Below are 16,153 nucleotides of genomic sequence, written 5' to 3' on the forward strand. Positions count from 1 at the left end.
CCTCCAAAAGTTGGAATAGCCATTGGGATCATAATATCTGAACCTTTCCCTGTTGAGGTTAAAACAGGAAGCAAAGCAATAATTGTTGTCGCTGCTGTCATAACAGCAGGTCTAACTCTCATTTTACCGGCTTCTACTACTGCATTTCGAACTTCAGTAATGGTTTGAGGATTTTTCTCTTCAAAAACTTGATGAATATAAGAGCCCATGATTACTCCATCATCGGTAGCGATACCAAATAATGCAATAAAACCTACCCAAACGGCAACGCTTAAATTGATGGGATGCATTTGAAATAAATCGCGCATGTTTACATCTGCAACAGCAAAATTCATGAACCAATCTTGTCCGTATAACCATAGCATTATAAATCCACCTGCAAATGCAACAAATACTCCAGAGAAATGGATTGACGATGCAATAACAGTCTTGAATTGAAAATAAAGTAATAAAAAGATAACGATTAAACAAATAGGAATTACAATTGAAAGTCTTTTCATTGCTCTTATTTGATTTTCATAACTTCCTGAAAATTTATAATTTACACCTTGAGGCACTACCAATTCGCCTGAATCAATTTTAGTTTGAATTGCTTTTTGAGCATCATTTACTACATCAACTTCGGCATAGCCATCATTTTTATCGAATAAGACAAAACCAACCAGAAAAGTATCTTCACTTTTAATGGCTTGAGGTCCTTTTTTATATTCAAACTGAACTAATTGACCTAACGGAATCTGTGCGCCAGTAGGAGTAGCTATTAATATTTTTCCTAATGCTTCAGGGCTATCTCTTAATTCTCTAGGATAGCGAACTCTTATAGGATAGCGTTCTCTTCCTTCAACAGTTGAAGAAATTTTCATTCCTCCAATTGCTGTTTCAATAGCTTGTTGAACATCTTCTATATTTAAGCCAAATCGAGCAATTTTTTCTCTATCAATATTTAAATGTAAATAAGGTTTTCCTACGATTCTATCCGCAAAAACAGCTTCGCTTTTTACAGAAGGAACTTCTTTAATAATGGCTTCTAATTCTAATCCAAATTCTTCAATAGTTTTTAAATCGGGTCCAAAAACTTTTATTCCCATAGGTGCTCTCATACCGGTTTGGAGCATTACCAAACGTGTTTCTATAGGTTGTAATTTAGGAGCTGATGTAACACCAGGTATCTTTGATGCTTTTACAATTTCATTCCAAATATCATCTGGTGATTGAATTATATCTCGCCAATTTCTATAGAAAGTACCATCATCATCTGGAATAAGGTTTTTAATCGAAATAGCCTGTTTTAAAGCCTCATCATGTGAAAGACTATCTCCAGATTTTGTAATGAAACGTCCTTTATTGTCTGTCTTAAATCGCATTCGATGCCCATCAGGATCTAAAATGAATTCTGGTTTATAATTGATAATATTTTCATACATAGAAATAGGAGCAGGGTCTAAAGCACTTTCTACACGTCCTAATTTACCAACAGCCATATCGACTTCGGGAATATGATTCAAAATCATATCTAATTGACCAACCACTTTTCTGTTTTGTTCTACACCTGCATGAGGCATTGATGTTGGCATTAACAAATAACTTCCTTCGTTAAGCGTTGGCATAAATTCAGAACCAATACCCGGAAATGTATGAGCAGGAACTGACCATACTTTAGTTTCTCTAATATTCCAACCTAATTTATCAAATCCTTTAGCTACAAAACCGAATGTACTGTCAAAACCTATCCATACCAACAAACCGAATAGTAATGTTATCATTGGTAATAACATGAATTTGCCCTTATTTTCTAAACACCAACGAAGTACTTTTTCGTAGGAACTTACAATATATAGGAGTGCACCTATTATTATTCCTAACAAAACAATTACAAATAGATAATTACCTATAATACTTATTTGCGGGCCTAATGGCATCCATTCTTCCGTAAGGAAAAAAGAAACAATAAATAATACTATTGCTAAATTAAAATGCTTTGTATAGGTTTGGAATTTTTGAGGAATTTTGTGACTGAACAAGTCATACATTCCCATAAAAGTTAATCCCAATGGAATCCAAATTTTGAAATAAATACTTAATAAAATACCTCCTGAAATAAATACATATGACCAGAAACGTTTTACCCTTTTTTTATCATAATCTATCCCAAATAAATAATTAGCTAAAGAGGGAAGCACTACAATTCCAAGTACAAAAGCTCCTAATAGAGCAAAGGTTTTAGTAAATGCTAATGGTCTAAACAATTTACCCTCGGCAGATTCCATTGCAAAAACAGGAATAAAACTAACTACCGTAGTTGCTAAAGCAGTTGTAATAGCAGAAACAACTTCAGTAGTTGCTTCATAAATTACTTGCATAAGTTTTGCCCCTTTTGCCCCTTCATTATGTGGCATTTCGAGATGTCTAATAATATTTTCGACAAAGACGACTCCAACATCTACCATTACTCCAATAGCAATAGCAATACCGGATAATGCAACAACATTTGCATCTACACCAGCATAACGCATGACAATAAAAGTCATTAAAACACCAACGGGTAATAAACTGGAAATTATTAAAGAGGCTCTTAAATTAAAAACTAAAAGCAAAACAACAATAATACTGATTAGAACTTCATGAGAAAGTGCTGTTTCTAACGTTCCTATTGTTTCATGAATTAAATCTGTTCGATCATAAAAAGGAACAATTGTTAATTGACTTACAACACCATTAGCTAATGTTTTTTTAGGTAAACCAGATGCAATTTCACTAATTTTAGATTTTACACCATTAATTACTTCTAATGGATTAGAGCCATATCGTGCAATGACAACACCACCAACCACTTCAGCACCACCTTTATCTAAAATTCCTCTTCTAGTTGAGGGTCCTAATGCAACTACACCTATATCTTTTATTCTTATTGGAACATTATCTTTAACTGCAACAACAGCCAATTCAATGTCTTCTACTTTTTTCACATAACCAAGACCTCTAACTAAATATTCGGCCTGGTTAATTTCAATAGTTTTTGCACCAACATCTTTATTTGATTTTTGTACCGCAGTCATTACTTGCATCAAACTAATATTGTAAGCTTTTAATGCATCAGGATTAACGTCTATTTGGTACTCTTTTACAAAACCTCCGATAGATGCTACTTCTGAAACTCCTTGCACAGCATTTAATCCATATTTAATATAGAAATCTTGTGCTGTTCTAATTTCTTGTAAATCCCATCCACCTGTTGGATTTCCATCTTTATCTCTTCCTTCAACTGTGTACCAATACACTTGCCCTAATGCTGTTGCATCTGGTCCAAGTGATGGTTTTACATTTTCAGGTAATAAACTATTAGGTAATGAATTTAATTTTTCAAGTATTCTGGATCTAGACCAGTAGAATTCAATATCATCATCGAAGATTATATAAATACTTGAAAAACCAAAAATAGAATTACTTCTAATGGATTTTACACCTGGAATACCTAATAAATAAGTAGTCAAAGGATAAGAGATTTGGTCTTCAATATCCTGTGGTGATCTACCTTGCCATTGTGTAAAAACAATTTGTTGATTTTCACCAATATCTGGAATAGCATCAACCGCAACTGAATCAGAAGGAAGGAAAGGTATTTTCCAGTTAAACGGAGCTGTGGAAATACCCCATAAAATTAGAACCATCAGAATAAGAACAGTTACTAATCTATTTTCAAGGAAATATTTAATTATTTTATTTAACATCTGAATATAAAATTTATAACCATAGAAATATTATTTACCAAATATTTTGGCAATCAAGTTTTCAATATTCCTCTAAAGTTTTTTTGCTCTAGAGGAATAGGTTAATTACAACTGATTAAAGCACAATTACTCGCGGTCATACTGACAACAACCCGGAAGGTTGTCGTAATCCTCATCTTTTGCTTTGGCAAGTTCTGAATCATATCCAGCTATAGCTATACGCTTTGCTATTTCTTCTTTATTTGTTTTAGATTCATCGTATGTTACTGTTGCTATTTTAGTTTCTTTGTTCCATACTACTGTAGCAATATCATTGATGTTTCCTGCTTTTTCTATCGTTTTTTTACACATTCCACAATTCCCTGAAACTTTAATTTCCTCCGTTTTTGTGTTTTTTGTTTGTGCATTTATAGTGGTAGATAACAATACTGTGATTGCTATCATTATTTTTACTAATGATTTTTTCATTTTATATGATTTTAGTATTCAAAAAGAATTTTTCTTGAATGATTTTTTGAAATAAATTTAAATTGAATAGCAGCTATGATAAATTAAATAAGCATGTTAAACATGATAATTTAAGATTCAAAAGTCTGTTATAAAAAATAGCAAATGCTATAAATTTGACATAAGTATGGCTGTCAAATTTTAAATTTAGCTTATTTTAGGTATAAGCCATATAGAAGAATAACCATCTGACGGTAAGTTTACAGTATGGTAAAATTTTGTTTTACTTGTAGAAAAATCAAAATTATTATTTGTAAATTCTATTTCATTAAAGAAAAAAGCAATGAAACTAACAGAAGAAGTTGTTGTGCAATTTGAGTGTCCGCAACTTCCATTACATCCTTCATCATCCATGCTGTTGTCACAACAGCTTTTTTCTTTTGTATTAGAAGTAGAAACTTCTTTTTCACAAGATTGTTGATTGTCACTACCACATGCAAAAGAGCTGTTAGGAATAAAAAATATACCTAAAAGCAATATTGTTATAATGTATGACTTTTTCATTTATTGTTATAATAACGCATCAAAGTTAATCAAAATAAATTAATTTTTATAAAGAAAATGTTAATAATACAATCAAAACTTCATTCTTTGTATTCTAACAGCGTTTAATATTGCTAATAAAGCGACTCCTACATCGGCAAAAACCGCTTCCCACATCGTAGCTAAACCACCAGCACCTAGAATTAGAACTATCGCTTTTACTGTAAAAGCTAAAGTGATATTTTGCCAAACAATTTTCTTGGTTTGTTTTCCAATGTTTATTGCTATTGGAATTTTTGAAGGTTTATCGTCTTGAATTACTACATCAGCCGTTTCAATTGTTGCATCACTACCTAAACCTCCCATTGCTATACCCACATTGCTTAAAGCGACTACTGGTGCATCATTAACACCATCACCTACAAAAGCTACTGTTTGGTTTTTAGCTATAATTTCTTTGACTTTATTTACTTTATCTTCTGGTAATAAATCACCAAACGCATTTGTAATTCCTAATTTTTGAGCCACAAATTGTACCACGTTATTTTTATCTCCACTTAACATAGTAGTTTTGATTCCTAATACTTTTAGTTTATCGATAGTTCGCTGTGCATCTTCTTTTATACTATCTGCAATGGTTAAGTAACCGACAAATTTATTATCATACGCCACTGCAATCAGTGTATACACAATACTTGATGGATCAATATCATATTTAATAGAAAACTTATCCATTAATTTAAAGTTTCCCACTAAAAGTTCTTTACCATTTGCACTAGCTTTTAAACCGTGTCCAGCTATTTCTTTAACTTCCTTAAGACTGATTTTACTATCTATTTCTCCAACAAAATCATGAATAGCTGTAGCTACTGGATGTGTACTTTGGCTTTCAATAGCGTTTACTAATTGAAGTATTTCTTTTTGGTCAAATTCCGATTTAAAAACTACTTCTTGTACTTTAAAAACACCTTCTGTCATGGTTCCTGTTTTGTCCATCACTACGTTTTGAATAGAAGCCATTACGTCTAAAAAATTACTTCCTTTGAAAAGGATTCCGTTTTTAGAAGCTGCTCCAATTCCACCAAAATATCCTAATGGAATACTAATAACTAATGCACAAGGACATGAAATTACCAAGAAAATTAAAGCTCTATACAACCAATCGTTAAAAACATAATTTTCTACAAAAAGCATTGGCACTAAACATATTCCAATTGCTAAAAACACCACAATAGGTGTGTAGATTTTAGCAAATTTTCTAATGAATAATTCGGTTGGAGCTTTTTTAGATGTTGCTTCTTGCACCATTTCCAGAATTTTTGATAATTTACTATCTGTATAAGCTGTTGTTACTTTAACTTGAGAAACCGAATTCAAATTAATCATTCCTGCTAAAACTGTTTCTCCTTTTAGTTTTGAATCTGGTTTACTTTCTCCCGTAAGAGCTGCTGTATTGAAGGAAGCTTTATCTGATACTAATTCTCCATCTAAACCTAATTTTTCCCCAGCTTTAAGTTGGATTATATCTCCGATTTTAGCCGTTGATGCTTTAATGGTTTTAGCTACATTATTCTCTATAATAGTAACTTCGTCAGGTCTTTGATCTAATAATGATTTTATATTTCTTTTGGCTCTTTGTACTGCCAATGATTGAAAAATTTCTCCAATGGCATAAAATAGCATTACCGCTACACCTTCAGGATATTCACCAATAGCAAAAGCCCCTATAGTAGCAATAGACATTAGTAAAAATTCAGAGAATACATCACTTTTACGAATACTTTGTATGGCTTCTTTTATAACTGGGAGTCCGACTGGTATATAGGCTGCAACATACCAAACTATTCTAACCCAACCCACAAACCAAGATTGGGTAAAATAATTATCAAAACCAATGGCCAACAATAATAAGCCGAAACTTATTATTGCTGGTAAAAATAATTGGAAGGTAGATTTTTCTTTAGAAGTATGGTCATGATCATGTCCATCATCTTCTGCATGTTCCTCTTCTGCTTTATTGATTTTTTCTTCAATTCTACAGCATTCTGCAACGTCTTCTATTTGGTGTGATTTTTTATCTGTCATAGTAATCTAAGTGTTTACATTTAATATTTTTTGAATGTCTTCAGGAATTTCCATTGCTCTTAATGGTGGAACATTTGCACCACCTGTATTTCCGACAGGAATGTGACCCACAAATGATTTTACACCACCTACTAGTAATCTTGGTATTTGACCAAAAATTTCTTTGGCATTTTTAATTTTAAATCCAAACTGTAACATTTTCCAATGGACAAATGTATGTTCATACGGATATTTTTGTCCGATTATGTGTGCTCTTTCTAAATGAAACCAAGACTTTTGTAAATTATTTTCCTTAAAATTATTTTTTGCTAATTCTAGTTCAGCATTATAAAAAGGTTTCAATTTTGTAGGCATATTGGTATTTACTTTCATCTCTATTTTTTGTTATAAATTATTAATGAACGTGTTCTCCACCACCTTTTGAAGCTGCTAATAAATAGAATGCTCCTTTTACAACTATTTTTGCATTTGTTTGAATTTCATCTACTAATTTAACTTCAGTATATCCTAAATCGGTTGTTCCAGGAACTACTTCAATTGCTTTAAAGTGTACTTCGTCGTGTTCTTTTTCGGTAGCTTCTTCGTCATGATTATGTGCTTCTCCTTCTTTATGAACGTGTGCTTCTTTTTTTGCTTTTGGAGTTTCTTCTGTATGTTCTTCTTGCATATAAATATAATATTTATCTCCGTTTCTTACAATTGCGTCTTTAGGTAATGCTTGAACCGTTTGATTTGTAATGTTAATATTAGCTGCCACATACATTCCAGAAATTAAATCTTTTGTGTCATTTTCATTAATCTTGGCATGTACTGCAACCGATTTACTTTCGTTTGAAAAGGATTTGTTAATACCAAATATTTTTCCTTTAATGACTTTATTCGATTGATTGGTTAGTACGAAATCAACTTCTTGACCAATAGAAATTTTACTCATGTCTTTTTCAAAAACGTTCAAATCGAGGTGCATTTGTTTGTTGTCAATTACTTCAAAAAGAGTAATTCCTGTGTCTGCAAAAGCTCCTTTTGTAATGCCTATTTTACCCACATAACCACTTATAGGAGCAATGATAGGAATGATAGAAGAGTTCCCTGATAGACTTACATTTAATGCTTGTAATTTGTTTTTGGCTGCTTGTGCTCTTGCTCTTTCAGTTGCCAATTTAGCTTTTACTTCTTGAAATACTTTGCGAGGATTTACATCTTCTTCACTCAAAGTTTTTTGACGATTGTATTCTAATTGTAAATATTCAATATTTGCTACAGCAGCATTGTAATCTTCTTGTATTTCTGCCACTTGAAGGTTTTGAAGTGTAGCCAAAGTTTTTCCTTTTGCTACATAAGTACCTTCTAATACAAAGATGTCTTTTACCACTCCACCAATTAAGGTTGAAACATCTGCTCGGTTTTGAGGTGGAACAGTTGTGTAACCATTGGCTTTGATGATTGTATTGAGGTTTTTCATTTCAATACTACCCATTTCAATGCCCACGGTTTCGAATTGAGCTGTTGTTAATGCAACTTCTGTTTCCGATTTTTCTTCTTCATGTTCTTCTTCTGTTTTCTTTTCTCCACATGAGTTTAGAATCAAAAGGAAAGAAGAAAGAAGAAATATTTTAAAAATTGAACCTATTTTATAATTTGGTTTTAAAGATATATTGATCATTATCGTGAGTATTAATTGTTATTGAAAGATGGAAATTGCATTTGAATAGCACTTTGATTGTAAGCGTTTACTGCTTCGATATTTTGCTTTTTAATATCAATGGCTTGATTTAAGAAACTGATGTAAGACCAGTAACTCATATCGCCATTGGCATAACTTTTTTGAGCAGTAGTGATTATCTGTTCTGCATATTTTAACCCTTCTTTTTCAAAATATTGAATTGCTTTTTCTTGTTTAGAAAATTGGTTTACTAATTGTTCTTTTTGCAGTTTTAAAGTTAATTTTGTTTTATCAAATTCTAATTGCGATTGCGACATACTTATTTCAGAAGCTTTAGCACGAGCTGTATTTGCACCGCTAAACAAAGGAATTTGCAAACCAACAGTAAATCCTTGAAAATAAGATTCTTTGTTTAATGTTTGACCAAAGTAACCCAAGCCTAATTTTGGTGCTCTAGATTTCTTAAAAGCATTTGATTCTTTTTCAAAAACCGTTGCTTGTTGGGTATAATAATCACTTACTAATGTTTCTACCTTATTTTCATTTAAAGCAGCTGCATGTATATATTTTAAAGGAGTTGTACTCTCTGGAAGTATATCTTCATTTGTCTGTATAAAATACTGTAACTGTTTTTGGTAGATTACTAAATCAAGAAGCATTTGTTCTTTTAAGGTTTCTATTTCCTTTACTTTAGCTTTTGCACTAATTACTTCTATGTTTCCGCTTTCACCTGTTTTAAAACGAAGTTCTGCATTTTTTAGAAATTTTGAATACACATCATACAATTCGTCATTTAGCTTTTGGATTGAAATACCATATAAATATTGATAGTAAGCAATAGTTACCGCTTTTTCAATTTCATATTCAGATAAAGCCTTTCGTTTTTCAGCCAATTTTGCTAATTCTTCCTGAAGCTGTCTGTTTGCTTTTGTATTTCCACCAATTGGAAAATATTGCTGAATACTTACATTATTATCATAATCTACACTATTGTATTGTCCACCCATGTATTCAATTTGCAAAGGATCTGCTTGAAAAGCTGTTTTCTTAAGAACTGTTTGTTTTTCAATTTCCTTATCGGCAATTTTTAAATCCATATTATTGGTTTTAGCCATTGTAATAGCTTGTTCTAAAGTTATGGGTTTGCTGTTTTGAGCAAATGAAAACGTACTAATAAATAATACGATTAGGGTCATGATTGAATTTGACATTTTTTTTCTTTTTTTAAAACCTTTCTCAACTAATAAATAAAGAATAGGTAGAACGATTAAGGTTAGTAAGGTTGCAGAAAATAAGCCACCGATAACAACGGTTGCTAATGGTTTTTGCACTTCCGCACCACCACTTGTTGATAAAGCCATTGGTAAAAACCCTAAAGAAGCAACAGCAGCTGTCATTAATACAGGTCTAAGTCTGGTTTTAGTTCCAATTAAAACGCGTTGTAATGGGTCTGTAATTCCTTCTGATTTTAATTGGTTGAAATAGGAGATTAGTACAATTCCATTTAGTACTGCAATACCGAATAAAGCAATGAAACCAATACCTGCTGAAATACTAAAAGGCATTCCTCTCAACCATAAAGCAAAAACACCACCTATAGCTGATAATGGAATAGCTGTAAAAATTAATAAAGCTTGTTTCATGCTATGGAATGTGAAGAATAACAATACCATGATTAATGCCAATGCAATTGGTAAGGCTACAGAAAGTCGTTTGTTAGCTTCTACTAAATTTTCAAATTGACCACCATAAGTGATGTAATATCCTGCTGGAAGTTTATAATTGTTTTCTAATTTTTGTTGAATTTCTTCGACTACACTTTTTACATCACGACCACGAACATTTAAACCCACAGTTATTCTACGTTTTCCATTTTCACGAGATACTTGAACAGGGCCTTGTTCGTATTCCACAGAAGCTACTTGATACAGTGGAACTTGTTGGCCGCTTGGTAATGGAATAAATAGGTTTGAAACATCTGAAATATCACTACGATTTTCAGCATTCATTCTAACTACAACATCAAAACGTTTGCTTTCTTCATAAATTTTACCTGCACTTTCACCTGCAAAAGAAGCTCTGACTATCTTATTTACGTCTGTTATATTTAGTCCATATAAAGCTATTTTATCATAATCATATTTTATTGTAATTTGTGGTAAACCTGTTACTTTATCGGCTTTTAAATCACCCACACCTTCAATTTTATTGACTTTTGAAATTAATTCTTTAGCTTTTACATCTAATATTTCCAAATCATCCCCAAAAATCTTTATAGCAATATCACTTCTACTACCCGTCATTAATTCGTTAAAACGCATTTGTATGGGTTGGGAAACTTCAATATTAGCACCAGGAATAACTTCCATTTCTTCTTTCATTAGATTGGCTAAATCTTCCCAATTATCAGCAGAAGTCCATTCTGATTTATCTTTTAAAACAATAATTAAATCACCACTTTCAATAGGCATTGGGTCTGTTGGTATTTCACCACTACCAATTTTTGTAACAATAGTTTTAATTTCTGGAAATTTTGCTTTTAGAATTTTTTCGTATTTAGTAGTTGTTTCAATCATCTGCGTTAATGAACTTCCTGTCATTATCGTTGCATTAATAGCTAAATCTCCTTCTTCGATTGTAGGTATAAATTCACCTCCCATATTTTGGAAAACTACTAATGCCAATACAAATAATCCGACAGCAATTCCTAAAACTACTTTTTTGATTTGTAATGCTTTGTCTAAAAATGGAGTGTATATTTTTTCAAACCATGCCATCATTTTATCGCTAAAGTTTTCTTTATGCTCGGTGTTTTTAGATAAGAACATTGCACTCATCATAGGTACATAAGTTAAAGAAAGTACGAAAGCTCCAATTACTGCAAATCCTACCGTCATTGCCATTGGCTTGAACATTTTACCTTCGGTTCCAACTAATGCTAATATTGGTAAATACACAATTAAAATTATTATTTCTCCAAATGCTGCACTATTACGAATTTTGGAAGCAGATTTATATACTTCACTATCCATTTCTAATTGGGTTAAGTTCTTTTGTCTCTTGAGTTTTTGTAAATGATGCATTGTGGCTTCCACAATAATTACTGCACCATCGACAATAATTCCAAAATCGATAGCACCTAAACTCATTAAGTTTCCACTAACACCAAAATGATTCATCAAAATAACTGCAAATAGCATTGACAACGGAATTACCGAAGCTACGATTAGTCCTGCACGAAGATTTCCTAAAAATAAAATCAATACAAAAATTACGATTAATGCACCTTCTAATAAATTTTTAGTAACTGTTCCAATGGCACTATCTACTAATTTCCCACGGTCGATAAAAGCTTCTGCAACGACTCCTTCAGGAAGTGTTTTGTTGATTTGAGCCATTTTTTCTTTCACTCGTTCTACAACTGCTTTAGAATTTTCTCCTTTTAGCATTAATGCCATTCCACAAACAATTTCACCTTTACCATCTTTTGTAGCTGCTCCATATCGCATAGCATATCCTTCATTAACTGAAGCTACATCACGAATTAAAACAGGTGCACCGTTTCTGTTTTTTACAACAACATTTTCTAAATCCTTACTTCCGGTTGCCATACCTACACCACGAATAAAGTAGGTCATTTGATCTTTTTCTATATATGCACCCCCAGTATTCTGGTTGTTTTTTTCTAAAGCTTCAAAAATTTCAGTTATGGTTACATCTAAACTCTTTAAAGTATTTGGTTTAACAGCTATTTCAAACTGTTTTAATTTACCACCCCAAGTAGCAACTTCTGCAACACCTTCAATCCCTTGTAATTGTGGAATGATAATCCAATCTTGGATAGTTCTTAATTTGATTGCATCGTATTTATCTTCATATCCTTTTTTAGCATATACATCGTATTGAAATATTTCTCCTAAACCAGTTGAAATGGGAGCCATTTCTGGAGAACCTGCATAAGCTGGGATATTTTCTTTGGCTTGACTTATTCGTTGAAAAATTTGATTCCTTGCCCAATAAATATCTACATCATCTTTAAAAACAACAGTAACAACAGAAAGTCCAAAACGAGAAATACTTCGCAGTTCTATAACTTTTGGAATTGTTTTTAAAGATTGCTCTAATGGATATGTAATGAGTTGCTCAATTTCTTGACTGGCTAAAGTAGGTGCATTTGTAATAATTTGCACTTGATTATTAGTAACATCTGGTAATGCGTCAAGTGGTAATTGTTTTATTGAATAGCTTCCCCAAGCTACTAACACAAGTGTAAAAAGTAGTATAACGAATTTGTTCTTTATACTGAATTGTATGATTTTGTCTAACATTGAAAATATTATAATGAATTAGAAATTAGCAAATTAAAAATTTGCCATAATTTGTGGTAAAAACACAAGTTTCTAACCCGAAATTACTCGGGCTTCATTATACTATTTGAGGTGGTTGCCAAATACTCCCAAAGAAATTGGAATACAAATTAGATTTGTAAATGGAGTTTAGCGTTTGAATTTCTACTGTTGGAGTATGAAAATTAAAAACTATTGTAGGAACATAAGATAAAACACTTTGTCTGCAACAATTACAAACACAAAAAGGAGAACAAGCGTCATTTTCCTTATCGTGTGAATGATTTTCGTGGTTTGTGTCTATTTTACTAGAAGTGTGCGTAAAACTAGTTGCTTCCACATCTGCACATGGCAAACATGAAAGTACTACTAAATACAGAGATAATATGTAGTTTAAAAATTTCACAGCTGTAAAAGTAGTAAAATTAATTTTTAATTTTTACTTTTTTTTATGCTTCTTTACTATTCAACTTAAAACTAGAACTAAATTTATCTTTCAAAATTTTCATATCCTCACTTACTTTTCTATCCAATACTTTAGCGTAATGTTGAGTAGTTCTCAAATTTTTATGCCCCAGCATTTTACTTACGCTTTCAATAGGAACACCATTTGTAAGCGTTACTGTAGTTGCAAATGTATGTCGGGCAATGTGAAAGGTTAGTTCTTTTTCGATTTCACAAACACCGGCTATTTCTTTTAGATAGGCATTCATTTTTTGGTTGGACAGGATAGGGAGTAGTTTATCTTCATTTAAACATTGTGGATGATTTTCATATTTATCGATAATAATTTGTGTCACCGGAAGTATTGGGATTTTTGAAGCTGATTCTGTTTTTTGTCTGTGAGTAAAAATCCATTGCTCGCCATCAATACCGTAGCTTATATGCGACTTCGTTAAGTTTTTGACATCTATATAGGCTAAACCTGTAAAGCAGCTGAAAAGGAAAATATCGCGAACTAAAGATAATCGCTCTGTTTTAAAGTCTTTTTCTATTATAGTTTGAATCTCGTCTTCGTTGAGGTACACACGTTCTACTTCTTTGACTTTGGATTTGTAGTTTGCAAATGGATTTTTATCCAACCAATCATTGGCCAAACATATCTTGATAATTTTATTGAAGTTTTTGATGTATTTCACCGCTGTATTATTAGCGCAGTTTCTTACGCTTCGTAACCAAAATTCATAATCGGTTATAAAGGCATGATCTATCTTTGTAATATCGATATCAGAAACGTTGTATTTCCATTGCATGAACTCGATAGTATGTTTCAATGAAGTAGTGTAGCGTTCCAGTGTTCCTGGAGCGTATTCTTTTCCAACCAATTCTTTTATTTTGTTGTTATGGTCTTGGAAGATGGGAACGAGCATACGCTTGGTTTCGGAAAAACCAAATAATTCATTTTTTAAATTCTCTGAAGTTATACTAATGTCTTTTTTGAATAGTTTCTTCTCTGCTTCTAAAACTTGATTTTTTAGATAATCAAGATGACTATTGATTGTTCTAGCTTCTTCATTAGTGCCTTTTACTTTGCTACCTTCTGAGGACCATTTATCGGGATTAATGTATTTGTTGGTACTAAACTCAAATCGTTTAGCATTGACCGTTACTCTGGTGTAGATTGGACAAACTCCTAAATTGTTAACTTTTGCTCTCTTGATGTAGAAGAGAATTGCTACTGCTGTGTTCATTGTTGGTGACCTTAAAGTTAGTATTAAATTTATTCGATTTAATAACTACACACAAGATGTACATTTTTTGAATATGTTATTGAACACCTTGTAGTAGTGGTGTTTTCGTTGCGAGGAGTCACTTGAAATTCTAATTTTTTAGTGACACCTTGAAAGACACCTAAACTTTGAGATTTAATGAATAATTTGGTATAGACTTAAAAGAAAAAACCCGCTAAATCATTGAATTTAGCGGGTTTTAGTACCGTTTGCTTTTCAGCTCGCGGAGAAAGAGGGATTCGAACCCCCGGACCTGTTACAGTCAACAGTTTTCAAGACTGCCGCAATCGACCACTCTGCCATTTCTCCAATAAATCACAAGCGTTTTTGTGATTGCGAGTGCAAATATAGAATGATTTTTGTTTTAAACAAACCTTTTTTTACTAAAAAAATATACGTTTATGAAAGTATCAACTAATTGTTTCATTTTCTAACATTTAGAAGAAAAGAAAATGTAAAAAAACAGTAGAATAACAAATTAATAATTAACATATTCCATTATTTCCAATCCATAACCGATTATTCCAACTCTTTTGGTTTGCTCAGAATTGGAAAGCAATCTAATTTTGGAAATATCCAAATCATGTAAGATTTGTGCTCCAATACCAAAATCTTTTGCATCCATTTTAATAGGCGGTGCTTTCATTTTTCCTTCATCTTGTAAAATTTTCAGTTCTCCAATACGATTGAGTAATTCAATAGATGGAATCTCTTGATTGATAAAAATGATCGCTCCTTTACCTTCTTCATTAATACGGTTGAACATATTTTCCAATCGTTTTTCTGAATCGTTAGTTAGGGTTTCTAAAATATCATTATTAACTTGTTTCGAATTAATCCGAGTTAAAACAGCATCGCCATTATTCCAGCTACCCTTTGTTAGAGCTATATGCACATGTTTATTAGTTGTTTGTAAATACGCTCTCATACGGTAAGAACCAAAACGAGTAGAGATTTCAAAATCTTCTTTCTTTTGAATTAAACTATCGTGTTGCATTCTATAAGCTACTAAATCTTCAATTGAAACCAATTTAAGATTAAATTTCTTGGCAACTTCAACTAATTGAGGTAAACGAGACATTGAACCATCTTCGTTCATAATTTCACAAATCACACCTGCGGGAGAAAAGCCTGCAAGCCTAGCAAAATCAATAGCGGCCTCAGTATGACCGGTTCTGCGTAAAACTCCTCCTTGTTTAGCGATGAGCGGAAAAATGTGTCCGGGTCTTGCCAAATCGTAAGGTTTAGTGTCTTCATTTACCAAAGCCAGAATTGTTTTAGCTCTGTCTGCAGCAGAAATTCCGGTTGTTACACCGTTACCTTTTAAATCAACAGAAACAGTAAAGGCTGTTTCCATATGATCGGTGTTGTTATTCACCATAGTGCGAAGTTCTAATTCTACACACCTTCTTTCCGTTAATGGAGCACAAATAAGTCCGCGACCATGAGTAGCCATAAAATTAATCATATCTGGTGTGACTTTTTCGGCGGCAGCCAAAAAATCACCTTCATTTTCTCTATCTTCATCATCTACCACAATGATTACTTTTCCTTGACGGATATCCTCTATGGCTTCTTCAATTGTATTTAGCTGTATTTTTTGCGACATGA

10 protein-coding genes and 1 tRNA gene are annotated in these 16,153 nt (G+C 32.3%); all 11 read right to left on the bottom strand.

What is annotated here, in order from left to right; all coding sequences use genetic code 11:
- On the bottom strand, positions 1-3,728 hold a 3,728-nt coding region (locus R2782_RS00045), incomplete at its 3' end, for an efflux RND transporter permease subunit (protein ID WP_371265999.1).
- A 126-nt stretch (positions 3,729-3,854) separates the two neighbouring features.
- Positions 3,855-4,196, bottom strand: a complete 342-nt coding sequence (locus tag R2782_RS00050) for a heavy-metal-associated domain-containing protein (protein WP_072780912.1) — start codon at positions 4,194-4,196, stop codon at positions 3,855-3,857.
- A 186-nt stretch (positions 4,197-4,382) separates the two neighbouring features.
- Positions 4,383-4,739: a hypothetical protein gene (locus R2782_RS00055; protein WP_371266000.1), complete on the bottom strand. Its 357-nt coding sequence runs from the start codon at positions 4,737-4,739 to the stop codon at positions 4,383-4,385.
- A gap of 72 nt (positions 4,740-4,811) precedes the next feature.
- A complete protein-coding gene (locus R2782_RS00060; protein WP_109569979.1) occupies positions 4,812-6,803 on the bottom strand; it encodes a heavy metal translocating P-type ATPase in 1,992 nt (663 codons plus the stop codon).
- A gap of 6 nt (positions 6,804-6,809) precedes the next feature.
- Positions 6,810-7,175: a DUF3703 domain-containing protein gene (locus R2782_RS00065; RefSeq protein WP_072780921.1), complete on the bottom strand. Its 366-nt coding sequence runs from the start codon at positions 7,173-7,175 to the stop codon at positions 6,810-6,812.
- Between the two features lie 22 nt (positions 7,176-7,197).
- Positions 7,198-8,466, bottom strand: a complete 1,269-nt coding sequence (locus R2782_RS00070; protein WP_371266001.1) for an efflux RND transporter periplasmic adaptor subunit — start codon at positions 8,464-8,466, stop codon at positions 7,198-7,200.
- Positions 8,467-8,477: 11 nt separating this feature from the next.
- The gene (locus tag R2782_RS00075) at positions 8,478-12,794 is read right to left on the bottom strand and encodes a CusA/CzcA family heavy metal efflux RND transporter (RefSeq protein ID WP_371266002.1); all 4,317 of its coding nucleotides are present in this window, start codon (positions 12,792-12,794) and stop codon (positions 8,478-8,480) included.
- A gap of 97 nt (positions 12,795-12,891) precedes the next feature.
- Entirely contained in the window at positions 12,892-13,218 is a 327-nt protein-coding gene (locus R2782_RS00080) for a DUF6660 family protein (protein WP_227658696.1), read from the bottom strand.
- Positions 13,219-13,261: 43 nt separating this feature from the next.
- Positions 13,262-14,503: a site-specific integrase gene (locus R2782_RS00085; protein WP_072780933.1), complete on the bottom strand. Its 1,242-nt coding sequence runs from the start codon at positions 14,501-14,503 to the stop codon at positions 13,262-13,264.
- A gap of 263 nt (positions 14,504-14,766) precedes the next feature.
- Positions 14,767-14,851: transfer RNA gene (locus R2782_RS00090), tRNA-Ser, on the bottom strand.
- A 169-nt stretch (positions 14,852-15,020) separates the two neighbouring features.
- Positions 15,021-16,151: a 3,4-dihydroxy-2-butanone-4-phosphate synthase gene (gene ribB / locus R2782_RS00095; RefSeq protein WP_371266003.1), complete on the bottom strand. Its 1,131-nt coding sequence runs from the start codon at positions 16,149-16,151 to the stop codon at positions 15,021-15,023.
- Between the last annotated feature and the right edge of the window lie 2 nt (positions 16,152-16,153).

Source organism: Flavobacterium sp. (genome assembly GCF_041392085.1).
GTDB lineage: Bacteria > Bacteroidota > Bacteroidia > Flavobacteriales > Flavobacteriaceae > Flavobacterium.